The 26,123-nt window shown below is 71.3% G+C and carries 23 protein-coding genes and 1 pseudogene; 18 read left to right on the top strand and 6 right to left on the bottom strand.

Annotated elements, in window-relative coordinates; all coding sequences use genetic code 11:
- Positions 1–165 precede the first annotated feature (165 nt).
- The 8 genes from ACFYWX_RS15765 (at position 166) to ligA (ending at position 11,373) form a co-directional block, all read left to right on the top strand.
- On the top strand, positions 166–1,179 hold the full coding sequence (locus ACFYWX_RS15765) for a hydroxyacid dehydrogenase (protein ID WP_389424565.1): 1,014 nt from the start codon (positions 166–168) through the stop codon (positions 1,177–1,179).
- A gap of 405 nt (positions 1,180–1,584) precedes the next feature.
- Positions 1,585–2,673 carry a LacI family DNA-binding transcriptional regulator gene (locus ACFYWX_RS15760; protein ID WP_389424564.1) on the top strand — a complete coding sequence of 363 codons (1,089 nt, stop codon included), beginning with the start codon at positions 1,585–1,587 and terminating at the stop codon, positions 2,671–2,673.
- A 360-nt stretch (positions 2,674–3,033) separates the two neighbouring features.
- Positions 3,034–4,368 carry an ABC transporter substrate-binding protein gene (locus ACFYWX_RS15755; protein WP_389424563.1) on the top strand — a complete coding sequence of 445 codons (1,335 nt, stop codon included), beginning with the start codon at positions 3,034–3,036 and terminating at the stop codon, positions 4,366–4,368.
- A gap of 10 nt (positions 4,369–4,378) precedes the next feature.
- Positions 4,379–5,263 (top strand): carbohydrate ABC transporter permease, encoded by an 885-nt coding sequence (locus ACFYWX_RS15750; protein WP_389424562.1) that lies wholly within the window; start codon positions 4,379–4,381, stop codon positions 5,261–5,263.
- Entirely contained in the window at positions 5,263–6,177 is a 915-nt protein-coding gene (locus ACFYWX_RS15745; protein ID WP_389424561.1) for a carbohydrate ABC transporter permease, read from the top strand. The genes ACFYWX_RS15750 and ACFYWX_RS15745 overlap by 1 nt, the downstream gene beginning before the upstream one ends.
- Complete coding sequence (locus ACFYWX_RS15740) at positions 6,174–7,766, top strand: family 43 glycosylhydrolase (RefSeq protein WP_389424560.1); 1,593 nt, start codon at positions 6,174–6,176, stop codon at positions 7,764–7,766. Before ACFYWX_RS15745 ends, ACFYWX_RS15740 begins: the two co-directional genes overlap by 4 nt.
- Before the next feature lie 334 nt (positions 7,767–8,100).
- Positions 8,101–9,159 (top strand): LacI family DNA-binding transcriptional regulator, encoded by a 1,059-nt coding sequence (locus ACFYWX_RS15735; protein ID WP_389424559.1) that lies wholly within the window; start codon positions 8,101–8,103, stop codon positions 9,157–9,159.
- A 114-nt stretch (positions 9,160–9,273) separates the two neighbouring features.
- On the top strand, positions 9,274–11,373 hold the full coding sequence (gene ligA, locus ACFYWX_RS15730; RefSeq protein ID WP_389424558.1) for an NAD-dependent DNA ligase LigA: 2,100 nt from the start codon (positions 9,274–9,276) through the stop codon (positions 11,371–11,373).
- A 26-nt stretch (positions 11,374–11,399) separates the two neighbouring features.
- Here the strand turns inward: ligA and ACFYWX_RS15725 are convergent, their stop codons facing one another.
- Positions 11,400–11,771 (bottom strand): VOC family protein, encoded by a 372-nt coding sequence (locus tag ACFYWX_RS15725; RefSeq protein ID WP_389424557.1) that lies wholly within the window; start codon positions 11,769–11,771, stop codon positions 11,400–11,402.
- 62 nt (positions 11,772–11,833) lie between these two features.
- Positions 11,834–12,463, bottom strand: a complete 630-nt coding sequence (locus ACFYWX_RS15720; protein ID WP_389424556.1) for a VOC family protein — start codon at positions 12,461–12,463, stop codon at positions 11,834–11,836.
- A gap of 72 nt (positions 12,464–12,535) precedes the next feature.
- On the opposite strand from ACFYWX_RS15720, the gene ACFYWX_RS15715 reads away from it, so the two are divergent.
- The 4 genes from ACFYWX_RS15715 to ACFYWX_RS15700 all read left to right on the top strand — a co-directional run bounded on the left by ACFYWX_RS15715 (position 12,536) and on the right by ACFYWX_RS15700 (position 15,245).
- Positions 12,536–13,207: a hypothetical protein gene (locus ACFYWX_RS15715; protein ID WP_389424555.1), complete on the top strand. Its 672-nt coding sequence runs from the start codon at positions 12,536–12,538 to the stop codon at positions 13,205–13,207.
- A gap of 90 nt (positions 13,208–13,297) precedes the next feature.
- A complete protein-coding gene (locus ACFYWX_RS15710) occupies positions 13,298–13,948 on the top strand; it encodes a ThuA domain-containing protein (protein ID WP_389424554.1) in 651 nt (216 codons plus the stop codon).
- Between the two features lie 179 nt (positions 13,949–14,127).
- The gene (locus ACFYWX_RS15705; protein ID WP_389424553.1) at positions 14,128–14,991 is read left to right on the top strand and encodes an oxaloacetate decarboxylase; all 864 of its coding nucleotides are present in this window, start codon (positions 14,128–14,130) and stop codon (positions 14,989–14,991) included.
- On the top strand, positions 14,988–15,245 hold the full coding sequence (locus tag ACFYWX_RS15700) for a hypothetical protein (RefSeq protein ID WP_389424552.1): 258 nt from the start codon (positions 14,988–14,990) through the stop codon (positions 15,243–15,245). The genes ACFYWX_RS15705 and ACFYWX_RS15700 overlap by 4 nt, the downstream gene beginning before the upstream one ends.
- Positions 15,246–15,367: 122 nt before the next feature.
- Here ACFYWX_RS15700 and ACFYWX_RS15695 read toward each other — a convergent pair whose 3' ends face one another.
- Positions 15,368–16,051, bottom strand: coding sequence for a 2-phosphosulfolactate phosphatase (locus tag ACFYWX_RS15695; protein ID WP_389424551.1), 684 nt, complete (start codon positions 16,049–16,051; stop codon positions 15,368–15,370).
- A gap of 94 nt (positions 16,052–16,145) precedes the next feature.
- Here ACFYWX_RS15695 and ACFYWX_RS15690 point away from each other — a divergent pair, with 94 nt between their 5' ends.
- Positions 16,146–16,541, top strand: coding sequence for a VOC family protein (locus ACFYWX_RS15690; protein ID WP_389424550.1), 396 nt, complete (start codon positions 16,146–16,148; stop codon positions 16,539–16,541).
- A 39-nt stretch (positions 16,542–16,580) separates the two neighbouring features.
- Here the strand turns inward: ACFYWX_RS15690 and ACFYWX_RS15685 are convergent, their stop codons facing one another.
- The 3 genes from ACFYWX_RS15685 to ACFYWX_RS15675 form a co-directional block, all read right to left on the bottom strand.
- Entirely contained in the window at positions 16,581–17,261 is a 681-nt protein-coding gene (locus ACFYWX_RS15685; RefSeq protein ID WP_389424549.1) for a helix-turn-helix domain-containing protein, read from the bottom strand.
- A gap of 10 nt (positions 17,262–17,271) precedes the next feature.
- Positions 17,272–17,484 carry a hypothetical protein gene (locus ACFYWX_RS15680; protein ID WP_389424548.1) on the bottom strand — a complete coding sequence of 71 codons (213 nt, stop codon included), beginning with the start codon at positions 17,482–17,484 and terminating at the stop codon, positions 17,272–17,274.
- 98 nt (positions 17,485–17,582) lie between these two features.
- On the bottom strand, positions 17,583–18,743 hold the full coding sequence (locus ACFYWX_RS15675) for a YihY/virulence factor BrkB family protein (protein ID WP_389424547.1): 1,161 nt from the start codon (positions 18,741–18,743) through the stop codon (positions 17,583–17,585).
- 270 nt (positions 18,744–19,013) lie between these two features.
- Between ACFYWX_RS15675 and ACFYWX_RS15670 the strand changes: the two are divergent.
- The 5 genes and pseudogenes from ACFYWX_RS15670 to ACFYWX_RS15650 all read left to right on the top strand — a co-directional run bounded on the left by ACFYWX_RS15670 (position 19,014) and on the right by ACFYWX_RS15650 (position 25,999).
- Positions 19,014–20,653, top strand: a pseudogene (locus tag ACFYWX_RS15670) (IS200/IS605 family accessory protein TnpB-related protein).
- Positions 20,654–20,663: 10 nt separating this feature from the next.
- Entirely contained in the window at positions 20,664–22,298 is a 1,635-nt protein-coding gene (locus tag ACFYWX_RS15665; RefSeq protein ID WP_389424546.1) for an acyl-CoA dehydrogenase family protein, read from the top strand.
- Between the two features lie 346 nt (positions 22,299–22,644).
- Positions 22,645–23,886, top strand: a complete 1,242-nt coding sequence (locus ACFYWX_RS15660; RefSeq protein ID WP_389424679.1) for a GAF domain-containing protein — start codon at positions 22,645–22,647, stop codon at positions 23,884–23,886.
- Between the two features lie 191 nt (positions 23,887–24,077).
- Positions 24,078–25,382 carry a hypothetical protein gene (locus ACFYWX_RS15655; protein ID WP_389424545.1) on the top strand — a complete coding sequence of 435 codons (1,305 nt, stop codon included), beginning with the start codon at positions 24,078–24,080 and terminating at the stop codon, positions 25,380–25,382.
- 44 nt (positions 25,383–25,426) lie between these two features.
- On the top strand, positions 25,427–25,999 hold the full coding sequence (locus ACFYWX_RS15650; protein WP_389424544.1) for a GNAT family N-acetyltransferase: 573 nt from the start codon (positions 25,427–25,429) through the stop codon (positions 25,997–25,999).
- Positions 26,000–26,123: the final 124 nt, after the last annotated feature.

Below are 26,123 nucleotides of genomic sequence, written 5' to 3'. Positions count from 1 at the left end.
CCTTCCACCCGCCAAACCCCGCTGTGACGTGGGTGTTTGCTCCCGACCTCGGTCGAAAAATTTCCCGGGACAGTGGCCCGTTCCGGTGATTGACCCTGCCTCGGGGACAGATCTACGGTAGAAGACGCTTTCAGAAAACGTTTCCCAGCCCCCCTCAGGAGAGTCATGCCCAGCGCCCAGTTGCCCAGGGCCGTGTTCGCCATGGATCCGGTGCACCTCCCGCTGCTCTTCCCGGCGCCCCTGTTGGCCCGGCTCCAGCGGACGGCCCGCATCGACCCCGCGCTCGTCGTACGGGACTTCAGCGACCCCGCCACCGCCCACGTGCTGGCCGACGCCGAGATCCTGATCACCGGCTGGGGCTGCCCCCACCTCGACGCGGACACCCTGGCCGCCACACCCCGGCTGCGCGCGGTCCTGCACGCCGCGGGCTCCGTCCGCTCCCTGGTCGGCGAGGCCCTGTGGAAGCACGGGACCACCGTCTCCAGCGCGGTCACGGGCAACGCCCTGCCGGTCGCCGAATACACGCTCGCGATGATCCTGCTGGCCGGCAAGGACGCCTTCACCCACCGCGAGCGCTTCCGCGCCACCCACGCCCAGCCGACCCAGGCCGAGACCGCCGCCATCGGCAACGTCGGCCGCCGGATCGGCGTGATCGGCGCCTCGCGCGTCGGCCGCCGCCTCCTCGAACTACTGCGGCCGTACGACTTCCAGGTCCTGCTCTACGACCCCTACGTCGACCCCGCCGAGGCCGCGGCGCTCGGCGCCGAACCGGTGTCGCTGGAGGAGTTGCTGGGGCGCAGCGACATCGTCAGCCTGCATGCTCCCGACATTCCCGAGACCCATCACATGCTGGACCGGGAGCGGCTCGGTCTGATTCGGGACGGGGGCGTGCTCATCAACACGTCCAGGGGAGCCCTGATCGACCACGAGGCGCTGACCGAGGAACTCGTCTCCGGACGCCTGCACGCCGTACTGGACGTGACCGAGCCCGAGCCGCTGCCGGCGGACTCGCCGCTGTACACCCTGCCGAACGTGTTCCTGACGCCCCACATCGCGGGGTCACTGGGGAACGAGCTGGAGCGGTTGGGGCAGATCGTGGTGGAGGAGCTGGAGCGGCTGGCGGCGGGGGCGGCGCTTGCTCATGAGGTGCGCCATGCCGACCTTGCTCGAGTTGCGTGATCATGGATCGTTCGCCTACGGGGCGCTTTGTGCCGGTGTCGAGACCACGACCGTGCTCAACCCTTCGGGCCTGCGCGTGGTCGTGGTCTCGACACCGGCGCACCCCTTCGGCTCACTCCCGGCCGGGGCGTGGGGACACGTGCCCTTGTACGGCTCTCACCGTCCGCCTGTCCCTCAGACACTCCCGCCCGCCGGAATGGCGCCCCGCCCCCACACCCCTTGAGCCACCCGCCGCCCTCAGTCACCCACCGGCCGGAAAAGACCACCCCGCACTCCCCCTCACCATCCGCCCTCCACACCACCCCCACCTGGAGGAACCATGGGATACGGTTTCCGCACCGGCGAGAGGCGCCGCACCGGCCGCCTTCCCGGTGATCGGCCCACGACGGTGAAGGAGCCGCAACGGTGAGTCAGCGCAAGGCGCCCGTGGACGCCGGACGGGCGACCATCCGGGACGTGGCGGAGCGCGCGGGCGTGTCCGTGGCGAGTGTGTCGCGGGTGCTGTCGGGCAACTATCCGGTCTCCGAGGAGCTGCGCCGGCGTGTGATGAAGGTGGTCCGGGACCTGGACTACGTCACGAACGCGCACGCCCGCTCGCTGGCGGGGGGCGGCACTCCGACGGTGGCGATCCTCATCAACAACATCACCGGTGCGGCCTTCGCCCATGTGGCCAAGGGAGTCGAGGGCGCGGCCACCCTGCGGGGCTGGCTCTCGCTGGTGGGGACGACGGGCGACGACCCGGAGCGCGAGTTGGCGCTGGTCAACATGATGCGCCAGCAGGGCGTCGCCGCGGTGGTGCTGCTCGGCGGTGCCTACGACTACGAGGAGTACCAGCTGCGCATGGCGCGGTTCGCCCGCTCCCTGGACGCGGCGGGCTCGCATCTCGTGCTGGTGGGCAGGCCGCCGTTGGAGGGTGATGTGCCCGCCACGACCATCGACTACGACAACGAGTCCGGGGCCTATGCCATGGCCAGCCATCTGCTGTCGGCCGGGCATCGGGAGATCCTGGTGCTGCCGGGGCCCGCCGGACTCACCACCGCCCAGGGGCGGTTGCGGGGGGCGCAGCGGGCCTTCGAGACGTACGGGGTGCCGTTCGATCCGGAGGCGGTGCGGCACGGGCCGTACGACGACGAGCACGGGTATCGGGCGGTCGAGTCGGCGCTGCGGGAGGGACTGCGGTTCACGGCGGTGCTGGCCGGCACGGACGTGGTGGCCGCGGGTGCCCTGCAGGCGCTGCGTGCGGCGGGGTTGAGGGTGCCGGAGGACGTGTCCATCACCGGGTACGACGACATCCCCCTGTCCTCGCAGCTGACCCCCCAACTGACCACCGTGCACGTCCCGTACGAGGAGATGGGGCGGGTCGCGCTGCGTGCCGTGGCCGACCGGCGTGAGGCCGGGGCGGGGCGGCGCAAGGGCAGCGACGGGGAGCATCTGGTGCTGGGCACCCATGTCGTCGTACGGGATTCCGTGCGTCCGCCCGCGCGGCGTGGCTGATCTCGTTTCGTAAACGGTTTCCTAGAGTTTTTCGAGGCGTGGGGCGCCCTTCGACGGGTTCCTGACCGTCGCGCAGCGATCCGTCGACATGCGGTTTGACCTGTGCTGATTCGATCTGCGCCGCAACAATCCTGGGCCGGCCTGCGCCCGCCCGCCGGACAACCCGCCGTAACAAATTTCCCGCACACCTCTTGATATGGCCGGACCTCACGGCCTACCTTCCCAGCAACCGGTTTCTACAGCTTCCGCTTGGCCGAACCCCCCGCAACCGCGAGCCGATGTTCTCCGGCCGCCGTTCCTGGCCAGTACCGAGCCGCCGTCCCTCTTCCGAGACGCCTACTTCCGAAGGATCACGGTCAGATGAACTCCCTCAGCCCCCGGAGAAGGTTCGCCCGCGCCGCTGTCGCGGGTCTTGCGCTCACAGGTCTGCTCTCCGCCTGCGGTGGGTCCGGGGACGACTCGTCCTCGAAGTCCTCGGGCCCGGTCACCCTCCCCTTCTGGGGCTGGGCCAACGGCCAGGAGGCCGTCGTCAAGGCGTTCAACGCCTCCCACAAGGACATCCAGCTGAAGTACACCAAGGTGACCGACCAGCTGACGATGCAGAAGCAGCTGACGAACGCGGTCAAGGCGAACAACGCGCCGTGCCTGGTGCAGAACACCGCCGAGTACGTGACCAGCTGGGTCTCGCAGGGCGCGCTCGCCGACATCACGAAGTACGTGGAGCCCAGCAAGGACAAGTTCAACGCCGGTTCCTGGGCCGGCGCGCAGGTGCAGGGCAAGCTCTACGGGGTTCCGACCAGCTCGGCACCCAACTTCACGATCTACCGCACCGACATCTTCAAGAAGTACGGCATCAAGCCGCCTGCCACCTGGGACGACTTCGTCGCCGCGGGCAAGGAGCTGAAGAAGCACGGCGTGAAGATCACCAACTTCGCCGGTGAGGACCCCAGCACGCTGGAGGTGCTCGCCATGCAGGCGGGGGCGCACTGGTACGCCATCGACGGCAACGCCTGGAAGGTGGACTTCCAGGACGAGGGCACCCTCAAGGCCGCCAAGGTGATCCAGGAGATCATCGACAACGACCTGAACTCCAAGCTGTCCTTCGCCGACTACGCGGCCGTGCAGCGCAACTACGACAACGGCGGCACCGCGACCCGGCAGATCTCCACCTGGCAGATGGCGGGCATGGTGCAGAACTTCACCAAGTCGTTCGGGAAGTGGGCGCTGTCGCCCTGGCCGACGTACGCCGGTGAGGCGGCCAAGACGCCGGCCGGTACCAACCTGACCGGCAGCGTGACGCTGGTGACCAAGCAGTGCGAGCACCAGCAGCAGGCCGCTCAGGCCGCGCTGTGGATGTCCACGGACTCGGGCGCGGTGAAGACGATGGCCAGCCCGACCACCGGCAACGGGGTGATGCCGGCGTTGGCCGACAGCGACACCTACGTGCCCGAGGCGATCTCCGACAAGCTGCTCGGCAGCAACTACCAGCCCGCCCAGCAGGTCGTGAAGGACAGCCTCAACACCGTCACCACCGACTGGACCTTCGGGCCGGACTGGACCGCGATGTTCACGGAGATGCAGGCGGGCTGGGCGAAGGTGATCAACAAGGAGGAGAAGGTGACCGACCTGCTCGCGCACATGCAGGAGTGGACGGTCAAGGACCTGAAGTCCCGCGGCATCAGCGTCAAGGGCTGAGGCAGAACAGATGATTCGTTCCCTGCGCTGGAAGGGTGCCGCGTTCACGGTGCCCTTCCAGCTCGGCTTCGTCTTCCTGTACCTGGTCCCGATCGGTTACGCCGTCTACCAGTCCCTCTTCCGCGCGCAGCAGTCCGGGCTGGGTCTCGGCGGCGCGACGGAGAAGTTCTCGGGCCTCGACAACTACCAGCAGGGGCTGACCGACTCGGCGTTCCTGAGCTCCATCCTGCGGGTGGTGCTGTTCGCCTGTGTGCAGATCCCGGTGATGCTGTCCATCAGCCTGGTGCTGGCGCTGCTCCTGGACGCGGTCACCTCACGGATCGCGGGCCGGTTCCGGATCCTGCTGCTGGTGCCGTACATGATCCCGGGCGTCGTGGCGGCGATCGTGTGGATCAACCTCTACAGCCCCGACGTCGGTCCGCTGACGCCGATGGGTGAGGTGCTCGGGTTCCACTGGAACTTCTTCTCGCCCTCCATGGTCTGGTCGTCCATCGGCAACCTGCTGACCTGGCACGGCATCGGCTACAACATGGTGATCATCTACTCGGCTCTGCAGGCCGTGCCGCGTGAGCTGTTCGAGGCGGCGCGGCTGGACGGGGCCTCGGAGATCCGGATCGCGCGCAGTATCAAGGTGCCGTTCGTACGTGGGGCGCTCGTGCTGACCGGGCTGCTCTCCATCATCCAGATGCTGCAGATCTTCAACGAGCCCGCGCTGTTCAGGAACGTCACCCCGCAGACGGTGAACGACAGCTTCACCCCGATCATGATCATTTACAACCAGGCGTTCAACGCCGGCAACTACCACTACGCCGCGGCCCTGTCGGTGCTGCTCGCGCTGATCCTCGGCGTGGCCTCCTTCCTCTTCTACCGGCTGACTTCGAGGGAGGCCGACTGATGACGCTCACCGAACACCGCGCGGAGAAGGTTCCGGACCGTACAGTGCGCCGCCTCACCGCCCCGGATCCCGCCGCACGTTCGCGCGGCGGGCAGCGGTTCCTGCTCGTCGGGCTGGTGCTGGCGAGCGCCTACAGCCTGTTCCCGGTGTGGTGGCTGATCGTCGCCGCGACCAAGGACCGCACGGGCCTCTACCAGAGCAACGGGCTGTGGTTCTCCGGCTGGCACCTGTGGGACAACCTGCACCAGCTGTTCACCTACGAGGACGGCATCTTCCTGCGCTGGACGGCGAACTCGCTGCTGTACGCGGGCGTCGGCTCCCTCGGCGGCACGCTGATCGCGCTCGCCACGGGGTACGGCCTGGCGCGCTTCGAATTCCCGGGCCGCAACCTGGTGTTCGCGTGCGTGGTGGGCTCGTTCCTGATCCCGATCGCCCTGCTCACGCTCCCGCTGTACCTGCTGTTCTCGGCGATCGGCATGGTCGACACCCCCTGGGCGATGCTGATCCCCTGCCTGATCAACCCGTTCAGCGTGTACCTGGCCAAGGTGTACACCGAGGCCACGATCCCCTTCGAACTCCTGGAGGCGGCCCGCCTGGACGGCGCCGGTGAGCTGCGGATCTTCTTCAGCATCGTGCTGCGGATGATGACGACGGGCGGTGCCACGGTGTTCCTGCTGGCCTTCGTCAACACCTGGAACGCCTTCTTCCTCCCCCTCACGGTGCTGCGCGGCGAGGAGAACTGGACGCTCAACCTGGGCCTGTACAACTGGTCCGGCAAGCGTCTGGAGTCGGGCGTCGACCTGACGAGCCTGGTCCTGACCGGCGCGCTGCTGTCCATCGTGCCGATGGCGATCATGATGGTCGCGATGCGCCGCTACTGGCGTTCCGGAGTGACGCTGGGGGCGCTCAAGTGACCGTGCTGCGCAACCCGGTGATCCGCGGCTTCGCCCCGGACCCCTCCCTGGTCCGGGCCGGCGACTGGTACTACGTGGCGACCAGCTCCTTCGAGTGGTTCCCCACCATCCCGATCCACCGCTCCCGGGACCTCGCGCACTGGGAGTACGCCGGTCACGTCCGCGGCGCGGCCCCCGGCGGCTCGCTGGCCGGCGTCCCCGACTCCGGTGGCGTCTGGGCGCCGTCGCTGAGCTGGGACGGGAACCGGTTCTGGGTGGTGTACTCCGTCGTACGGTCGGTGGGTACGCCGTACTTCGACGTGGACACGTACGTCTCCACCGCCCCCGAGGTGGCCGGGCCCTGGACCTCCCCGCGCCGCCTCGCGAGCCACGGCTTCGATCCGGCTCTCTTCCACCACGACGGCCGGCTGTGGCTGCTCAACCTCCAGAACGACCACCGCCCCGGCGGCCGGCGCTTCGCCGGGATCGTCCTGACCGAGCTGGACCGCGACACCCTCGCCCGGGTCGGCGACACACACCTGCTGCTGCAGCACGAACGGCTGGTCGAGGGCCCGAAGCTGCTGCACCGCGACGGCTGGTTCGTGCTGGTCCTGGCCGAGGGGGGTACCGGTTTCGAGCACGGTGCGCTGACCGCGCGCAGCCGCGCGATCCATGGCCCGTACGAGCTCGACGACCGTCCCCTGCTCACCTCACGGGACGATCCTTCGCTGCCGTTGCAGAAGGCCGGGCACGCGGAACTGGTCGAGACGCCGGGCGGGGAGTGGGTGCTCGGTCATCTCGCGGCCCGCCCGCTGGACACCCCGCACGGCCCACGCTGCACGCTCGGCCGGGAGACGGCGATCCAGTCGGTGACGTGGGACGCGGAGGGGTGGCCGCGGCTGGCGCAGGGGGGTTGGCATCCGGCGGTCGAGGTCGAGGTACCGACACAGGCCCGGCCTCTCGTCCGCCCCCTCGCCTCCCCCGACCCGCTGGGGTGGCCCTGGAGCACCCTGCGTGCCGCGCCCGATCCCTCCTGGGCCGACGCCCTGAGCCGGCCCGGCTGGATCAGGCTGCGCGGGCGGCACGGTCCGGAGTCGCGGTGGGCGTACAGCCTGCTGGCCCAGCGCATCACCGAGCACCGGGCCGAGGCCGCGGTCACCGTGCAGGCCCGTCCGTCGACCTTCACCCACGGTGCCGGCCTGGTCCTGCGCTACGACGCCGAGGCGTATCTCGCCCTGGACCTGACCTGGGCCGAGCCGGAGGGCGAGGAGCAGCGCGGGCAGCAGTGGCGGGGCGGCGGGCGTACGGTGCTCAGCCTGGTGGACCGCGACGAGCAGGGCCCGCGACGGGTGGCCGTCGCGGAGGTGCCGGCGGGGGCGCCGGTGAGGCTGGGCGTGACCGTCGAGGGGGCGCAGGCGCAGTTCTGGTACGTGCGGGAGGGCGTACGGACGTTGCTCGGTCCGGCACTGGACTTCAGCCGGCTGTCCGACGACCACGGTGGGCGGCTGCGGTTCACGGGGGCGATGGCCGGGATCCACGCGTGGGATCTGGTCGAGGCGGGGTTCACGGCGGATTTCAGGGACTTCGGGCTGAAGTGCGCGGCGGAGTGAGCGACGGGGTCGATCGGCCGTGGGGGCCTGGGGCCTTGTCGATCGCCCGGGTTCGGGAACGCGTCGGTCGCCCGGGGTCGGGAACGCGTCGGTCGCCCGGGGTCGTGACGGGTCGATCGCCCGGATATGTGCCGTGTCGCGGTGCCGTAAGGGGCGACCGGCAAGATCCCGAGTGGTGACCGGCAAGATCCCGTCATTCCCGGTGTCTTCACGTCGCGTTGACGCGCACATAGGATAGCAAGCGCTTTCTGCGCGTCGGTGTCCCGAGCGGCTTCCCCCACGGTGCCGGTCGGGCGTTCGCTGGCCCTCGGGCGGGCCGGAGAGGTGGTTCCCGATGGTCCGTACGGGGAGTCCGAGCGTGGCGACGGCCGGGCCGACGCTCGCGGTCGTGGCCCGCGAGGCGGGAGTGTCCGTACCGACCGCCTCCAAGGTGGTCAACGGCCGGGAGGACGTCGCACCCGAGACCCGCCGTCGGGTCACGGAGGCGCTCGACCGGCTCGGCTACGTCCGCAGACCCCGCTTCGACGCGGCCAGGCCGCCCCGGCTCGTCGACCTGGTGGTGCACTCGCTGGACAGTTCCTGGTCGGGCGCGGTGCTGCACGGGGTGGAGGAGGCGGCACACGACGCCGGTCTGGACGTGGTCGTCTCGGCAGCCCTCTCCCGCACCCGGGCCGCCCGCCCGCAGCGGGGCTGGCTGGACAAGCTCACCGTGCGCGGCTCGGCCGGCGTCCTGTTCAACCTGGCCGAGCTCACGGAGTCCCAGTTCGCCTGGCTCGACCAGCACCGCATCCCGTTCGTGATGATCGACCCGGTGCTCGAACCGCCGCCGGGTGTGGTGTCGGTGGGCGCGGCGAACTGGCAGGGCGGGGTGACGGCGACCGAGCATCTGCTGTCGCTCGGCCACGAGCGCATCGCCGTCGTCGCCGGCCAGCGGCGCAAGATGTGCAGCAGCGCCCGGATCGCCGGCTACCGCTCGGCCCTCGCCTCGGCCGGGGTCGCCCACCGCCCCGAGTACGTCCGCTACGGCGGTTTCGACGAGAGCGTCGCCCGGCACCGGATGCGCGAACTCCTCGACCTGCCCGAGCCTCCCACGGCCGTCTTCGTCTGCTCGGACCGCATGGCCCTCGGCGTCTACGAGGCCCTGGCCGAGCGTGGCCTGCGCGTCCCCGACGACATCAGCGTCGTCGGCTTCGACGACCTCCCCGAGTCCCGCTGGGCCGCCCCCGCCCTGACCACCGTCCGCCAGCCTCTCGCCGAGATGGCGGCGACGGCGCTGCGGCTGCTCGTGCGGATGATGGACGGGGAGCGACCGGAGGGGACCCGGACGGAGCTGTCGACCCGCCTGGTGGAACGGGAGAGCACTGCGCCCGTGCGGGGGCGGACGCGCTCTTGAGGTGCGTCGAGGGGCCGACCGCTCGGGGAACGTGACGTCGCGTGCCGGGTCTTCCCACGGATGGAGCGCTGCGTACGAGGCGCTGCGACGGCATTGTCAGTGGTGCCCGGCAGGATGACGTCCATGACCACATCTGTTGCAGTGATCGTGGATGCCGCCGCCTACGCGCAGGCGGTCGAGGACGCGGTGAAGGCGTCGGCCGCCTACTACTCGGGGGGCACGTCGGTACTGGACGACGACGCCTACGACCGGCTGGTGCGCGGCATCGCGGTGTGGGAGGCCGAGCATCCCGAGCAGGTGCTGCCGGACTCGCCGACCGGGAAGGTCGCCGGCGGAGCCGTGGAGGGGGACGTCCCGCACACGGTGGCGATGCTGAGCCTGGACAACGTGTTCTCCGCCGAGGAGTTCACCACGTGGACCGCCTCGCTGGCCCGGCGCATCGGCCACGAAGCGGAGCGGTTCAGCGTCGAGCCGAAGCTGGACGGCCTGGCGATCGCGGCCCGCTACACCCAGGGCCGCCTGACGCGGCTGATCACGCGGGGCGACGGGACGGCCGGGGAGGACGTCTCGCACGCGATCGGCACCATCGAGGGCCTCCCGGCGCAGCTGGCCGAGCCGGTCACGGTCGAGGTGCGCGGCGAAGTCCTGATGACCACAGCCCAGTTCGAGCACGCCAACGAGGTGCGCACCGCGCACGGCGGGCAGCCGTTCGCAAACCCCCGCAACGCCGCGGCCGGCACGCTGCGCGCCAGGGAGCGCGCCTACACCGTGCCGATGACGTTCTTCGGCTACGGCCTGCTCCCCCTGGCCGACACCGCGCCGGCGCTCGCCGCCCGGCTGGACGACAGCGCGCACAGCGACCTCATGGCGCGGGCCGCCGAGCTCGGCGTGAACACCACCGATTCCACCGCCGTGCCCGGCATCACCGCCGCCACCGTCGAGGAGGTCCTGGCCCGCGTGGCCGAGATCGCCGCGCTGCGCGCCTCACTGCCGTTCGGGATCGACGGCATCGTCATCAAGGCCGACCTGGCCGCCGACCAGCGGGCCGCCGGATCGGGTTCCCGGGCCCCGCGCTGGGCGATCGCCTACAAGCTGCCGGCCGTCGAGAAGATCACCCGGCTGCTGGAGGTGGAGTGGAACGTGGGCCGCACCGGCATCATCGCCCCCCGCGCCGTCCTGGAGCCGGTCGAGATCGACGGCTCCACCATCACCTACGCCACCCTGCACAACCCGGCCGACATCACCCGCCGCGACCTGCGCCTGGGCGACCACGTCATGGTGCACCGGGCCGGCGACGTCATCCCCCGCGTCGAAGCCCCCGTCGCCCACCTGCGCACCGGCGACGAACAGCCGATCACCTTCCCCGAGGTGTGCCCGCGCTGCGGATCCGGCATCGACACCAGCGAGCAGCGCTGGCGCTGCGAGAACGGCCGCAACTGCCACCTCGTCGCCTCCCTCTCCTACGCCGCCGGCCGCGACCAGCTCGACATCGAAGGCCTCGGCCACACCCGCGTCGTCCAGCTCGTCGAGGCCGGCCTCGTCACGGATCTCGCCGGCCTGTTCACCCTCACCCGCGACCAGCTCCTCGGCCTGGAGCGGATGGGCGAGACCAGCACGGACAACCTCCTCGCCGCGCTGGCCGCCGCCAAGGACCAGCCGCTGTCCCGGGTGCTGTGCGCGCTCGGCGTGCGCGGCACCGGCCGCTCCATGTCCCGCCGTATCGCCCGGTACTTCGCCACCATGGACAACCTCCGCGCCGCCGACGCCGAATCGATCCAGCGGGTCGACGGCATCGGCACGGAGAAGGCTCCGTCCATCGTCGCCGAACTCGCCGAACTCGCCCCGCTCATCGACAAACTCGCCGCGGCAGGGGTCAACATGACCGAGCCCGGCGCCACCCCACCCGCCGCCACCACGGACGGCGACACCGACGCCACCACGGCGACCGCGGAACCGGTCGGCGGGCCGCTCGCCGGAATGACCGTGGTGGTCACCGGCGCCATGACCGGCCCCCTGGAGAAGCTCAGCCGCAACCAGATGAACGAGCTCATCGAACGCGCCGGCGGCCGCTCCTCCTCCAGCGTCTCCAAGAAGACCACCCTGGTCGTCGCCGGAGAAGGCGCCGGCTCCAAGCGCGCCAAGGCCGAAACCCTCGGCGTCCGTCTGTCCACCCCCGACGAATTCGCCACCCTCGTCGCCGATTTCTTGGACTGAACCCAGGGCGGGTCCAAGGGCAGGCCCTAGCCGATGAGAGTCTCCTTCGGGCGGACCACGCAGAACTCGTTCCCCTCCGGATCGGTCAGCACGGTCCACGACTCGCTGCCGGTCTGCCCGACGTCCGCGCGGCGGGCGCCGAGTGCGAGGATGCGCTCGATCTCGGCCTCCCGGTCCTGAGCAGGGGACGTCAGACCGAGGTGCAGGCGGTTCTTGACCACCTTGCGGTCCGTCACGGGCATGAAGCAGATACCCACCGGTGCGGTCACGTCCGGCCCGATCACGACCTCCCGCTCCCGCTCGGACAGGATCCGCCAGCCCAGCACCTCGGCCCAGAACCGCGCCAGGCCGGGCAGGTCGTGCGCGTCGATGACGATGTGATGCAGTGAGACAGGCATGGGGGCCAGTGTGCCCGCGGTCCTCCGGGAACGGCCACGGCCGAGCACGAGTGGAGCGCCTCTCAGTCGAACGTCACCGCCCCGCGAGGCGTCTGCACCGTGAACGACATCCCCACCGGCCCCGTGCTGAGGGCGAGTTCCGTGCCGAGCGCCGCGAGTGCGGGGCGGATCTCGTCGGGGTCGGGGGCCGTCGCCGACACCCGGAGCAGAGGGGTGACGGGCAGGCCCGACGCCGACGGGTGTACCGAGCCGCCCCAGTCGATGAGGAACGGGACGAGGCCGGAGGGGTGTGCGGACCCGTCCGTCAGGCGCCACTCCAACAGGGTGCCGTCGGGACGGCGGCGGCTCATCGCCCGTACGTCACCGGGGTCGTAGCCCCGGGCGCGGGCGGCCGCGACCGTGGCGTCCAGGTCGGGTGGGCTGATCGCCCACGTGATCGTCCGCGCGACGGTGAGCCCGTCGACGCCGAAGGGGCGGGGACCGTCGGATCCGGTCTGCTCCGGGTCCGGGCCGATGATCTCCAGGTAGGCGGTGCCGCCCAGGCCGACCAGGTGATTGCGGGTGCCGAGGTCGACGTGCGCGCCACCGGGGGCGGGGACCACACCGGTACGCCGGGTGAACTCGGCGACCGTCGCCGCCAGATCGGGGGTCGCGAAGACGAAGTGATCGAGCAGTGCGGGAATCGTGTTCATCGCGGGTGACATTACGCGCCCTCTCCGCGAAAAGACGCCGCCTTTGGAACACCTGTGCGGCAGGATGAGGCCATGATCCGTGCCGCGCGAGCCCTGTCGCTGACCCTGCTGCTCCCCGCCCTCCTCACCGGCTGCGGCACGGAGAAGTCGGACACCGGCACAGGGGCGGCGGGCACCGGGACGGCGGGCAGCGGCACCGGGAGCGCGGACGCGAGCCCCGCGGACTCGGCGGAACTCGCCGCCCGCGCACAGGCGTTGGGCATCGCCCCGGAGTTCGTCTACATCACCGGGGCCCCCGGATACACCCTCGCCCAGCAGTCCGTCGGCGTACTCGGCGACGACGGCTTCTCCGCCGTCTACTGGTCGCAGAAGACCAACACCCAACTCCAACTCTCCGTCGACCGCGGCACACTGACCGCCGAGAACTGCCCCCAGCAGCCGGTCGGCGACGCGGGCGGCGCGCACACCACCTGCACCCGCGACGGCGAGGCCTGGTACCGCAGCAACGGGCAGCAGAAGGAGTACGCGATACCGAAGGAGGGCCACGTCATCCGGCTCCGCGGCGAGGGCGTACCGCGCGAGGTGCTGAGCGAGGCCGCCCGCGAGGTCCACCGCCCCTCCGCCGACGAACTCGACACCCTCCTGCCCGAGGCCGCCGCACAGCAGACCGAACCCGTCGAGCGCGGCGACCTGCCCCCGGTCGGCGACGGAGCCCCGAACAACAACGTGGACGTGGGCGGTTGAGCGCCCCGGAGGCAGCGGTCGCCCGCTCGAAATTTTCGGCTTGATCATTTCGCTGGGAGGGACACACCGCGGAGCCCTACGCTCGCTCCCATGACTGCCCGCCTCCTCGTCTACACCCGCACCACCGCCTACCGCCACGACTCCATCCCGGACGCCGTCGCCGCCGTCCGCACGCTCGCGGAGTACGACGTCGACCACACCGAGGACCCGGCGGCCCTGGAGACCCCGCTCGACGGGTACGCGGCGGTCGTCTTCCTCTCCACCAGCGGCGAGGTGCTGACCCCCGCCGGACGCGAACGTCTCGCCGCGTACGTCGAGTCGGGCGGCGGCTTCGTCGGCGTCCACGCGGCGACCTGCACGGAGTACGACTGGCCGTACTACGGCGACCTGCTCGGCGCCCGCTTCGACCGGCACCCCGCGTACCAGCCGGGCAAGGCCGTGATCGAGGACCCCGGACACCCCGCCACCCGGCACCTGCCCGGCGTCTGGGACTTCACCGACGAGTGGTACGACTTCCGGGCCAACCCGCGCGGACGCGTGCGGGTCCTCGCCGTCGCCGACGAGACCTCGTACGACGGTGGCGGCATGGGCGCCAACCACCCGCTGGTGTGGTGCCGCGAGCAGGGCGCGGGCCGTGTCTTCTACACAGCGCTGGGGCACGCCTCCGAGGCCTACCTCGACCCTGACTTCCGCGCCCACCTGCGCGGCGGCATCGACTGGTCGGCGCGACTCGAGAAGTGACTGACCAGTGACGTTTCTCCGGTGAACCGGTTGCGCCATTGGGGTGAGCAAAGTCCTCGTAACGAGAAAGTCGTCCGTCGACAAAGAGATGCTTTTGTCTTGGCAAAGAGCTGTCGTGTCGCGGCGGCTTTCTTGCGTCTGGTGTGTTGACCCCTCGACTCCATGGGAGGAGCCGGACGGTGACTTACGGCAACAAGCTGCGGGAGCAGATCGCCAGCCCGGAGACAACCCCGCTGATCGGCGTGTACGACATGTACTCGGCGTCGATCGCCGCGGAGCACTACGACGGCATGTTCGTCTCCGGCTTCGGCTTCGCGGCCTCGTACTACGGACTGCCGGACATCGGTTTCATCGCCTGGCCGGACATGGTGGCGTTCGTCCAGCGGCTGCGGGGCGCCTTCCCGCGGCACCACCTGCTGGTGGACATCGACGACGGGTACGTCGATCCGGAGGTCGCCTGCCACGTGGTGGAGGGCCTGGAGCGGATCGGGGCCTCCGGCGTGATCCTGGAGGACCAGAAGCGGCCGCGCCGCTGTGGGCACGCCGACGGCAAGCAGGTGCTGCCGCTGAACGAGTACCTCGCGAAACTGGAGATGGTGCTGGCCACCCGGCGCGACCTGGTCGTGGTGGCCCGTACGGACGCCACCGACGAGGACGACATCCTGCACCGCGCCAAGGCGCTCGCCGCCACCGAGGCGGACGTCGTCCTGGTCGACGGGGTGCGCAGCGTGGAGTGGATCCGCCGGATCCGGGAGGTCGTGGGCGACAAACCACTGCTGTTCAACCAGATCGCCGGCGGCAAGTCCCCCCGGCTCTCCCTGGGCGAGCTGTCCGACCTCGGCGTGAACGTCGCGATCTACAGCACACCCTGTCTCTTCGCCGCCCACGAGGCGATGCACTCCGCGCTCGCCGGGCTCAAGCGGGCCGACGGCCGGCTGCCCGAGGTGGACGCGGCGGGCGGTGTCGGCGTCCGCGCCGCCACCGAGCTGCTGGAGCGGAACATCGCCCGGCTGCGCACCGAGCCCGAGGGCGTGAGCGCGTGAGCCCGGCCCCGCCCCGGCTGCGTACGGCCGCGGCCCTGACGGCGGCGCTGCTCGGCGCCGCCGCGGCACCCGCGGTCGCCACGGAGAGTCTGATCACCGTGATCGACAACTCCCAGGCCGACTCGATCCTCGAGGTCGACCGGTCGGCCAACGTCCAGCAGGGCAGCAGCGGCACCGCGGGCAGCGACCACGACGGCAGCGCCGTCGACATGATGGAGGCACTGGTCGGCGGCCCGGACCAGGGAGACGACTGAGGGACTGAGGGACTGAGGGACTGAGGCGAACGAGCGCGGAGGCCGGGCGTCACCGACGGACAGGTGACACCCGGCCGTCCGTCATCGCGTCCCACTCATCGCCGTCCGCCGTCCGCCGGTCGTCACGCCCGTACCGGACGCACCACCACATGGCCGTCCTCCCGCGCCGCCACCATCGCGAACGGGTACGCGTCCACCTCCAGGCAGAGCTCCACGTCGTCCGGATGCACCCCGCGATACCCGCGCCGTACGCCGTCGGCGAGTCGCGCGGCGCCGTTCGAGTTCCGCGCCCGCTCCAGGAACGGGCCCGCCTCCACGCCCGGCGCGACGGCAGCCCCGGCGATGTACTGGGCGCACGCCAGGTCCTCGTCGGCCCGTCCGTCCTCCCCGGTGATCACGAACGTCACCTCCTGCGGACGCCGCCTCCGCAGCACGCGCGCGGTGGACTCCGCGACGACGAAGCTCGCGCACAGCACCAACTCCGCGTCGGCGACCGCCAGCGCGCCCACCGTCCCCGCGGTGGTCTTCTGCACCACCGTGCGCCCCCGTACGTCGAGCGAGCGCAGCTGGGCGGGCGAGTTCGCCAGGTCGAACCCCGGCAGGGGCGGACCGTCCTGGAAGGCGAGCCACCCCGGGTGACGGTCCTTCAACTGCAGTGCCTCGTCACGGCTTTCGGCGAGGACTATCTTCTCGGCCCCCTGCGCGAACGCCCCGGCCGCCACGGTGAAGGCACGCATCACGTCGACGACGACGGCGACGGCAGGGGTCCCGGGCAGATCCGCGGTGCCGGCGAAGGTCGGAAGCATCCGATCATCATGCCCCACAAAGGCCGACGGACCGGCTCGCAAGGTGTCCGATTCCTTCAAGACCGGCGGTCGGGGCGCTGCCTACGGTGGCCTCATGACTCCACGATTCGATGCCATCGGCCTGGTCGTCTCCGACATGGCCGCCTCCGTCACCTTCTACCGTCGCCTCGGGTTCGCCTTCCCCGAGGGCTCCGAGACCGCGCCGCACGCCGAGGCCGAGCTGCCGGGCGGGGTGCGGTTGCTGTTGGACACCGAGGAGACCGTGCGGTCCTTCCACCCGGAATGGCAGGCGCCGGCCGGGGGCGGGCGGGCCTCCCTGGCCTTGCGGTGCGCGGGGGCGGGTGAGGTCGACACGGTGTACGAGGAGCTGGTGGGGGCCGGCTACCGCGGGGAGCTGAAGCCGTGGGACGCCTTCTGGGGGCAGCGGTACGCCGTCGTGCTCGACCCGGACGGCAACGGCGTGGACCTGTTCGCGCCGTCAGCCCCATAGGTCTCTCAGTCCGATAGGTCTCTCGGCCCTGTAGGTCTCTCAGCCCAGTAGGTCCGTCAGCGTCATGCCCGTCAACTGCCGTACGTCCCGCGCCAGGTGGGCCTGGTCCGCGTAGCCGGCGCCGGTCGCCGTCGCCGCGAACGGGGTGCCTCCGCGGGCGAGGGCGAGGGCCCGTTGCAGGCGCAGGATGCGGGCCAGCGTCTTGGGGCCGTAGCCGAAGGCGGTCAGGGCCCGGCGATGCAACTGGCGTGCTCCCAGGCCGAGCTCGTCGGCGGTCGCGGCGACGGGGCGGCCCGCGTCCAGGGCGGTGACGAGCCGTCGTAGCAGGGGGTCGGGTGGGATCGCCTCGGCCGCGCGCCGCAGCGCCGCCTCCTCCAGGCCCGTCGCGGGGTCCGGCGCCGACTCGACACGGTCGCGCAGGCGTCGCACCTCCGCCGCCGGCCACAGGTCGGCCAACTCCACGCGGCTGTCCCGCAGCTCGTGGGCCGGTACGCCGAGGAGGGCCGGCGCCGCGCCCGGGTAGAAGCGGACGCCCGCCCATTGCGCGACGGGGCCTTTCGGGGCGTACGCGCGGGTGTCCGGGCCGGCGACCAGCAGCCGCCCCTCGCTCCACAGCAGGTCCATACAGCCGTCGGGCAGCACGGGACGCGCGCCGGGCGCCGACGGGCTGTTCGTCCACACCACGGCACCGGCCAGCCGGGACGGCCGCTCCACATACACGTACGCCAGGCTACGCCGCCGCCCCGGCGAACAACGGCGAAGCCCATCCCCCCGTCCGCCGCGGAGGGCGGTCGGCGGTGAGGGCGGCGACCGTCCAGGGGTCGGCCGGGTCGGCCTGGAGGAGGCGCAGGGCGCGGCCCCCGACCGGGTCGGCGAGGGGCCGGTACCAGGCGGACGTCTCCGCCCCGGGGCGGGAGAACCAGGCCCTGAGCGCGGGGGTCACCAGCAGGTCGAGAAGGCGCCTCGGAGGCCGGCGTCAGGAGGGTGGGCAGCGCCTGCAGCAAGCGGCCGCTGATCTCGCCCGCATCAGGTGGGTGCCGATCACTTCTCCGGGGGCTTCTCCTGCTCCCCGTTCCCCTTGGGTGAACTCTTCGCATGCGTCCGTAGGCGGCCCGTGACGTCCTCCGGGGGCAGGAACCGGGACCATCGCTCGGGGAACTCGGACGGCATGTCGGGGTCGTCGGGGTCGTCGTGGGCGCGGGCCGCGGCGATGCGGGCGACGTACTCGGCGGCCTCCTCCTCGCGCGCGCGTTCGTTGGCCGCGCGGGCCGCGGCCGTCGCGGCGGCCGGCCAGACGCGGTCGATCGCCGCGTTGACGGCGGCGCCGACGAGGACGGCGAACGCGGACACGCCGATCCACAGCAGGACGGCGACGGCGGCGGCCAGAGAGCCGTAGATCGTGGCGCCCTCGATGGTGCTCTGGAGGTAGATCCGGAGCAGGAAGCTGCCGAGGACCCACATGCCGAGGGCCACGAGGGCGCCGGGCACGTCCTCGATCCAGGGGGAGCGCACGGGGACGGAGACGTGGTACAGGGTGGTCAGGAAGGCGATGGACAGGACGATCACCACGGGCCAGTACAGGACCTGGACCACCGTCGTCGACCACGGCACGATCCGCACCACCGCGTCCGGGCCCGCGACCATCAGCGGCAACGCGACCGAGCCGATCAGCAGGGCCGCGATGAACAGCAGAAACGCCACCAGCCGGGTTTTGACGATGCCCCGGACGCCGTCGAGGCCGTACATCACCGTGATGGTGTCGATGAAGACGTTTACCGCGCGCGAGCCGGACCACAGGGCGAAGAGGAAGCCTATGGAGATGACGTCGGGACGGCCGCCCTTCATCACGTCGTCCAGGATCGGCTGGGCGATCTGGCGTACGCCCTTGTCGGACAGGACGGTGCGGGAGGCTTCCAGGAGGTTGCTCTCCAGGCTGCTGATGGAGTCGGTGCCGCTCCAGTCGTCGACGTAGCCGAGCAGGCCGATGAGGCTGAGCAGCAGCGGCGGCACGGACAGCAGGGTGAAGAAGGCGGCCTCGGCGGCGAGACCGAGGATGCGGTACTCGATGCAGGAATTGACGGTGTCCTTCAGGAGCAGCCAGGTGGTCCTGCGCTTGGAGACGTTGCGGTAGAGGACTCGCGCCCGATGGAGACGCCCCGGGGCGCTCTCGGGTTGCTCGGGTGACTGGCTTGCTGACTGCACGCCCTAAAGGTATCCGCCACGCGAGCCCTCACTCATCCCGGCCACCGGGCTGCCTGCCCGGCCGGGTATCCAGTGGTGTCGGCTCCCAACCCGGTCGGACGGCCGGGCGTGAGAGCGCGTAGCGGTGGCTTTGCTGATGCCTGCGGTCGGCCGCGACGTCGATTCCTCAGGAGGGAACAGACATGCGTGCGTCGAATGCGTGACTTTCACAGGCGGGCCTCGTTGGATGCGGTGACAGGTTTTCGTGTGGAGCCGTACGGGGGTGACGGGGTGGGCGGGCTGAGGACACTGGCGGAGCCGTTCGTCGCGTTGGGCCCGAGTGGCGTGGCCGTCCGCACCCGGCTCAAGCAGCCGACGCCGGCGGATGAGAAGGTGCTGTGCCTGGTCGGTGCGCATCTGGGCGCGCTGGCCTCGAGGGACCTCAAGGCGCGATGCCGGGACGGCCTGGAGCACTCCACGGACACGTGGGCGGCCCGCAAGCGGGAACTGACGCCCCTGTCGTCGTCGCGCTGGGCGGGCAGCATCACCAAGGCCACTCATGATCAGTGGGCGCTGGCCCGCCGTGGCCAGTGGGCGCACATCCTGAACCTGGAAGCGGGCATTCGTACCATCGCGCACCGACTGTCCCTCCCGGTCGGCGAGAAACGCTCCAAAAGGGCGCCCGGAGGCTACCGGTCCCGGCAGGAGTAGCACGCCGAGAAACGCCGCCTGCACGTGCTGGAGCACCGGCTGGAGCGGGAGAGGGCCGACCGCGATGCCGGGATTGTGCGCGTCATTCGCGGCGGCAGGCGCCTGGCCCGCACTCGGCACCACCTGGACGCTGCCCGGCTCACCGAGCCGGAGTGGCGCAAGCGATGGGAGGCCGAACGGTGGTTCCTCGCCGCCGACGGGGAGTCCGGCAAGCGCCACGGCAACGAGACCATCCGCGTCAGCCCCGAGGGCGAGGTGAGCGTCAAGCTTCCCGCACCGCTCGCGCATCTGGCGAATGCCCCGCACGGCCGGTACGTCCTCGCCTGCCGCGTCACCTTCCACACCGGGGCACCGAGTGGGCCGACCGCGTCGCAGCCAACCGGGCCGTGGCCTACCGCATCCACTACGACACAGACCGGAACCGTTGGTACCTGACCGCCTCCTGGCAGATCCCACCCACCCCGGCCATCCCCCTCGATGCCGCGCTAGCCCAGGGCGTGATCGGTGTCGACGCCAACGCCGACCACCTCGCCGCCTGGCACCTCGATGTCCACGGCAACCCGGTCGGAAGCCCCCGCCGCTTCTTCTACGACCTGTCCGGCACCGCGCAGCACCGCGACGCCCAGGTCCGCCACACCCTCAAACGCCTGCTGCACTGGGCCCGGGCCTGCGGGGTGAAGGCGATCGCGATCGAAGACCTGGACTTCGGCGCGGAGAAGACCCGTGAGAAGCACGGACGCAACAAGAGGTTCCGGCGGCTGATCTCCGGCATGCCCACCGCCAGGCTCCGCGCTCGGCTCACTCCGATGGCCGACCAGACCGGTATCGCGGTCATTGCCGTGGACCCGGCCTACACCAGCCGCTGGGGCGCCCAGCACTGGCAGAAACCCCTCACCAGCAACACCCGTAAGACCACTCGCCGCGACGCGGCCGCCGTGGCGATCGGAAGACGCGCCCAGGGACACCCGATCCGGCGACGGACGGCACCGCCCCCGCACGACCAGAGCGATCGTGCGCGGCATCGGACCGTCCAGGCCCGATCGGAGGCCCCTGGGCGTGAGGGAACCCGCCCCCACATCCCCGGACCACGGACACGATCCGTGCGCGCCGGATGCGGAGCGAACGCGGGGGACCAGAACGCCCAACACCGTTCGGGGCGCTCGGCTGAGCACGAGTCATGGAAACAGGACTCGCTCCCGCTCAGTCCTTACAAACGGTAGGTTCGCTGACATGGCACGCAGCACGCACACGGTGAGCAACCAGCCGCCACCGCTGGTCGGGTACGACGTCTTCTCGGCCGACCGTGCGCTGACGGAGGCGGTCGAACGACATCTCGATCCGGGGCTGCGAGACGAGGCACTGAGCGCCCTGTCGGGGCTCGGGCAGTCGGCCGGGTCGGCGCAGGTGCAGGAGTGGGGGGCGCAGGCGAACGAGTTCCCGCCCCGGTTGCGTACGCACGACCGCCAGGGCCGGCGCCTGGACGAGGTCGACTTCCATCCGGCCTGGCACCGTGTGCTCGGCAAGGGCGTCGCGGCGGGTCTGACCGCGGCCTGGACACGTCCGGGCGGGCATGTGCGCAGGGCTGCCGGGTTCCTGGTCTGGACGCAGGTCGAGGCGGGCAACGGCTGCCCGCTGTCGATGACCCACGCGGCCGTGCCCGCCCTGCGCACGGATCCCGCTCTCGCCGCCGCGTGGGAGCCCCTCCTGACGTCCACGATCTACGACCGTGAGCTGCGGCCCGCCCACCGGAAGGCGGGGGTGCTGTTCGGGATGGGGATGACGGAGAAGCAGGGCGGCAGCGACGTACGGGCCAACGCGACGATGGCCGTGCCGCTCGCCGAGGACGGGGCGTACGAGCTGACCGGGCACAAGTGGTTCTGCTCCGCGCCCATGTCGGACGGGTTCCTGGTGCTGGCCCAGGCACCGGACGGGCTCACCTGTTTCCTCGTGCCGCGCGTGCTGGAGGACGGCACCCGCAACACGTTTCTCATCCAGCGGCTGAAGGAAAAGCTGGGCAACCGGTCGAACGCCTCGGCCGAGGTCGAGTTCGACGGGACGTGGGCGCGCCGGGTCGGTGAGGAGGGGCGCGGGGTACGGACCATCATCGAGATGGTCGCGGCGACCCGCCTCGACTGTGTGCTGGGCTCGGCGGGGCTGATGCGGCAGGCCGTGGCGCAGGCGGTCCACCACTGCGCGTACCGGGAGGCGTTCGGCGGAAAACTCATCGACAAGCCGCTGATGCGCAACGTCCTGGCCGATCTCGCGCTGGAGTCGGAGGCGGCGACGACCCTGGCGCTGCGGCTCGCGGCCGCGTACGACGACGGCGGGGAGGAGGAGCGGGCGTTCCTGCGGATCGCGGTGCCGGCGGCCAAGTACTGGGTGACCAAGCGGTGTGCGCCGGTGACGGTGGAGGCGGCGGAGTGCCTGGGCGGCAACGGGTACGTCGAGGAGTCGGGGATGCCGCGGCTGGTGCGCGAGTCGCCGCTGAACTCGGTCTGGGAGGGCGCGGGCAATGTGCAGGCGCTGGACGTGCTGCGGGCGCTGCGCCGTGAGCCGCTCGCGCTGAACGCCTGTTTGAAGGAGATCGGGCAGGCGCGTGGTGCCGATCACCGGCTGGACGGGGCGATCAAGAACCTGTTGACGGAACTGGCCGATCTGGAGGGGGTGGAGGGCCGGGCCCGGCGGCTGACGGAGCGGCTCGCACTGGTGCTCCAGGGGACACTGCTCGTGCGGTACGCGCCGCCGCAGGTCGCCGACGCGTTCTGTGCGTCGCGGCTGGGCGGCGACGGGGGCGCGGCCTTCGGGACGCTGCCGCACACCCTTGACCTGGCGGCGCTGGTGGAACGGGCACGCCCGGTGTCCTGAGCTGCGAGAACAGAAAGCGGGGGTGGTGCTGCGCCGACACGGCACCACCCCCGCCGCATAGGCCCTGCGAGGCCTGAACGCCGCTCGGGACGGCGTGGTTCAAGTCTCTGCCACCGTATGAACGTTCACCAGGGTTGCAGGGGGTTGCAACTTTCTGGTCTCTGTGTCCGGAGTGTGTCCCTCCGTCACCGCAGGACGGCAGTATGAGACGCACAGCCAGGGCCGGAAACCGTCGTCCGGATGGCTGAACAACCGGTTGTCCGTACCTGCCTGGGGAGGACCAGTGGCGAACCCGCCGATCAACGTGACGCAACTCGCCGCCGTGGACGCGACGCGGGCGGCGCGGATGCTCAGCGAGGTGCGCGCCGCCAAGCTCGCCGGGCAGCGCGCGCGCATTCCCGTCCGCCCGGTGATCGAGCAGTCCTGGCAGCGTGTGCTGCGCAGCGGCGTCGATCCGGACCACGGCTTCACACCGGGGCTGCTCGCCTCCGACGAGGTGCGGCGGCGCCGGGAGGAGACCCCGCTGCGGCATGTGCTGCCGGTGCTGCGGGAGGGGCTGCTGGCGGTCGCGGACGTCACCCACCACATCATGGTCGTCGCCGACGCGGAGGGCCGGGTGCTGTGGCGGGAGGGCTCCTCCCCCGTGCTGCGCAAGGCCGACGGCATCGGGTTCGAGCTCGGCGCCGACTGGCGCGAGGACGTGGTGGGCACCAATGGTGTGGGAACTCCGGCGGTGGTACGCCGGCCCGTGCAGGTGTTCGCCGGCGAGCACTTCGTGCGCACGCAGACGACCTGGACGTGTACGGGTGCGCCGATCACCGATCCCCGGGACGGGCGGCTGATCGGTGTCGTGGACGTGAGCGGCCCCCTGGAGACGATGCATCCGGCCACGCTCGCCTGGGTCTCCTCGGTGGCGAAGCTCGCGGAGGCCCGGCTGCGCGAGGTGCATCTGTCCTCCCTGGAGCGGCTGCGGGCGGTGGCGGCGCCGGTGCTGGCGCGGCTGGGCGGCCGGGCGGTGGTGGTGGACCGGGACGGCTGGACGGCGGCGGTGACGGGGATGCCGTACACGAGCCGGGTGGCGCTGCCCAAGTCGCTGGCGGCGGGCCGCAGGTGGCTGCCGGCACTCGGGGCGTGCTCGGTGGAGCCGCTGGCGGGGGGCTGGCTGGTGCGGACCACCGACGAGCCGGTGGCGCGCGGTGCGACCCGGATCGTGATGGATCTGACGCAGCCGCGCCGCTGGTCGGTGACGGTGTCGGGGGAGGCGGGCGCCTGGTCGCACGAACTGAGTCCCCGGCACGCCGAGTTGCTGTTCCTGCTGGCGACGCACCGCCCGGGGCTCGGGGCCGCGCGGCTGGCCGAGGAGGTGTTCGGCGATCCGGGCCGTACGGTGACGGTGCGGGCCGAGATGTCGCGGGTACGGCGGTATCTGGGGGGTTTGCTGGAACACCGGCCGTATCGTTTCTGCGAGGGCGCGGAGGTCGAGGTGCGCCTCCCGGCCGACCCGCGCGACCTGTTGCCGCACTCGACGGCGCCGAGAGTGCGGGAAGGACGGGTGTCGGTCTCCCGTTCCGCGACACCCCGGGCCTAGGGCAGCACCCTAGGGCAGTTCCGCGGGTCGGACCCGGTAAATGGGTCACCCGGTGGCATCTTCCGCATATTTGCGCAGTCTTCCTCCGAGGGGGCTCCCGACTGCCGTAGCATCCCCCTACGGGTCACCCCACCTGTTCCTCGGTCAACGTACGGATCATGAGGCGCAGTTGGCCCGCCTCGGGAGGATCGATGAAGCATCGTGGCAGACACCGCCGACGCCGACGGGGCAGGGCACTGCGCGCCTTCCTCGCCGGGACCGCCCTCGCACTCACCGCCGCCGCCACCATGATCAGCGCGTCCCAGGCCACGGTCAGCGGCAGCCCCGGGGCGTTGAAGCAGCTCACCTCGTCCGCCGACATCCGCCCGTTGCGGCTGACGGAGGAGCCCGTGCCGCAGGCCTCCCTGGACCGGCTCGCCGAGGAGATGGGCCGGCCCGTCGGTGTCACCACCGTCCTGGAGAGCACCGACCGCAGCCTGCGCGACGCGATCGACTGTACGGACGCCGAGCGCAGGGCGCTGCCCGTCGCCCCGGTGGCCACGAGCGCGTACTGCTGGGACGCCGACGACACCCGCGGCTGGCAGGCCGGCGCGATCACCACCTCCGGGGACGCGGACGACGACGGCCGCTGGGGTGCGAACCGCGTCATCCTCTCCGGCTGGACCCACAGCGGCGGCCCGGCCGCCGACAAGGGCCTCGCCCGGGTCGCCTTCGTGGACGCCGACGACCCCGGCCACCTCACCTACACCTGGGTACTGCTCGTCGTCCCGGTCGACGGCGGACGCGACTACCGTCCGCTGACCTCGCACGTCTCCGGCATGGTCTGGTACCAGGGCAAGCTGCTGGTCACCGCCGACGACGGGGACGGCAACGCGCTGTACGTCTACGACATGGCCCGCATCCAGCGCGCCACCGCGACCGACGAGGCCGTCGGCCGGGTGCGCGGAGGCTGGTCGGCGCACGGATACCGGTACGCCATGCCGGCCGTCGGCTCCTACCGGGTGGCCGGCGGCGAGGACGCCCCGCATCCCGGATCCGTCTCCCTCGACCGCAGCACCGCGCCGGACAGCCTGGTCGCGAGCGAGTGGACCCTCGACGACGGCGACCGGCGGGCCCGGCTGTGGCGCTACTCGTTCAGCCCGGGCAGCCCGGGCGACGACCGCGCCGGGCTCCTCGCCACCGACGCCGCCGGTCACGCGGACGCCGACGAGGTGTACGGGACGAAGGCGGACGAGGTCCGGGGCGTGCTGTCGTACCGCTCCACCTGGTACGTCAGCCGTACGACGGACGGCGCGCGGGACGGGCACGGGACACTGTGGCGGCAGGACGGCGACGGCGCGAAGGCCGCGAAGTGCGGGGCCGACGAGACGCACCGCTGCTGGAGCGGGCAGACGGAGTCCCTGTCCTACTGGGAGTCGACCGGCGAGGTCTGGACGCAGTCGGGACAGACGCTGTTCGCGCTGCCGCTGGCGTCGATCGAGAAGGCTCTGGAGTAGGGGCCGATCGACAGATCGGTGAGCGGGATGGTTCTCTGACGGGCATGACCAACATCGCCGTCACCACCTGGTCCCTGGAGCAGACCGCGCCGAGCGACCTCCTCCCGGCCGCCGCGCCGGAGGGCGACGTCCGCATCGTCCGCTCCGAGGTGCCCTCGCCCGAGTTCAGCCGCTTCCTGTACGCCTCCGTGGGCGGCGACATCCGCTGGATCGACCGGCTCGGCTGGACGTACGCGCGCTGGCGGGAGCACCTGGACCGGCCGGGCGTGGAGACCTGGGTGGCCTACGACCACGGCACCCCGGCCGGGTACGTGGAGTTCGAGCCACAGGACGACGGGGTCGTGGAGATCGCGTACTTCGGGCTGATTCCGGCGTTCCGCGGGCGGCGGATCGGCGGCCACCTGCTGTCGTACGGCACCGCCCGCGCCTGGGACCTCGCGGACCGCTGGCCGGGGCTCGCGCAGACGAAGCGGGTGTGGCTGCACACCTGCAGCAAGGACGGCGAGCACGCGATGGACAACTACCAGCGCCGAGGGTTCAAGCTGTTCGACACCAAGGTCGAGGAGGAGCGGGAAGTACCCGCGCCAGGCCCCTGGTCCGGTGCCTACCCCGCCTGACCTGCGGGGACAAGACCGCGGTCGCGCCGTGTGACCGACAACACCCTTGTCTTGCATGTCGAGACAAGGGTGTCCGCATGGTGGACGAAGCTGGACTGTGTCCAGATCGCCATGACACGCTTCC

Origin of the sequence: Streptomyces sp. NPDC002888 (assembly GCF_042888465.1) — a bacterium.
Lineage (GTDB): Bacteria > Actinomycetota > Actinomycetes > Streptomycetales > Streptomycetaceae > Streptomyces.
The sequence above is the reverse complement of the archived record's forward strand: the minus strand, read 5'-3'. Positions and strand labels throughout refer to the sequence as shown.

Excerpts from the sequence above, each read along its gene's own strand:
- ACFYWX_RS15695 (WP_389424551.1), bottom strand. The coding sequence starts at position 16,051 with ATGCTTCCGACCTTCGCCGGCACCGCGGATCTGCCCGGGACCCCTGCC.
- ACFYWX_RS15725 (WP_389424557.1), bottom strand. The coding sequence starts at position 11,771 with ATGCCTGTCTCACTGCATCACATCGTCATCGACGCGCACGACCTGCCC.
- ACFYWX_RS15765 (WP_389424565.1), top strand. The coding sequence starts at position 166 with ATGCCCAGCGCCCAGTTGCCCAGGGCCGTGTTCGCCATGGATCCGGTG.
- ACFYWX_RS15660 (WP_389424679.1), top strand. The coding sequence starts at position 22,645 with ATGCTCAGCGAGGTGCGCGCCGCCAAGCTCGCCGGGCAGCGCGCGCGC.
- ACFYWX_RS15755 (WP_389424563.1), top strand. The coding sequence starts at position 3,034 with ATGAACTCCCTCAGCCCCCGGAGAAGGTTCGCCCGCGCCGCTGTCGCG.
- ACFYWX_RS15655 (WP_389424545.1), top strand. The coding sequence starts at position 24,078 with ATGAAGCATCGTGGCAGACACCGCCGACGCCGACGGGGCAGGGCACTG.
- ACFYWX_RS15745 (WP_389424561.1), top strand. The coding sequence starts at position 5,263 with ATGACGCTCACCGAACACCGCGCGGAGAAGGTTCCGGACCGTACAGTG.
- ACFYWX_RS15650 (WP_389424544.1), top strand. The coding sequence starts at position 25,427 with ATGACCAACATCGCCGTCACCACCTGGTCCCTGGAGCAGACCGCGCCG.
- ACFYWX_RS15690 (WP_389424550.1), top strand. The coding sequence starts at position 16,146 with ATGACTCCACGATTCGATGCCATCGGCCTGGTCGTCTCCGACATGGCC.
- ACFYWX_RS15710 (WP_389424554.1), top strand. The coding sequence starts at position 13,298 with ATGACTGCCCGCCTCCTCGTCTACACCCGCACCACCGCCTACCGCCAC.
- ACFYWX_RS15750 (WP_389424562.1), top strand. The coding sequence starts at position 4,379 with ATGATTCGTTCCCTGCGCTGGAAGGGTGCCGCGTTCACGGTGCCCTTC.
- ACFYWX_RS15720 (WP_389424556.1), bottom strand. The coding sequence starts at position 12,463 with ATGAACACGATTCCCGCACTGCTCGATCACTTCGTCTTCGCGACCCCC.
- ligA (WP_389424558.1), top strand. The coding sequence starts at position 9,274 with ATGACGTCCATGACCACATCTGTTGCAGTGATCGTGGATGCCGCCGCC.
- ACFYWX_RS15665 (WP_389424546.1), top strand. The coding sequence starts at position 20,664 with ATGGCACGCAGCACGCACACGGTGAGCAACCAGCCGCCACCGCTGGTC.
- ACFYWX_RS15735 (WP_389424559.1), top strand. The coding sequence starts at position 8,101 with ATGGTCCGTACGGGGAGTCCGAGCGTGGCGACGGCCGGGCCGACGCTC.
- ACFYWX_RS15715 (WP_389424555.1), top strand. The coding sequence starts at position 12,536 with ATGATCCGTGCCGCGCGAGCCCTGTCGCTGACCCTGCTGCTCCCCGCC.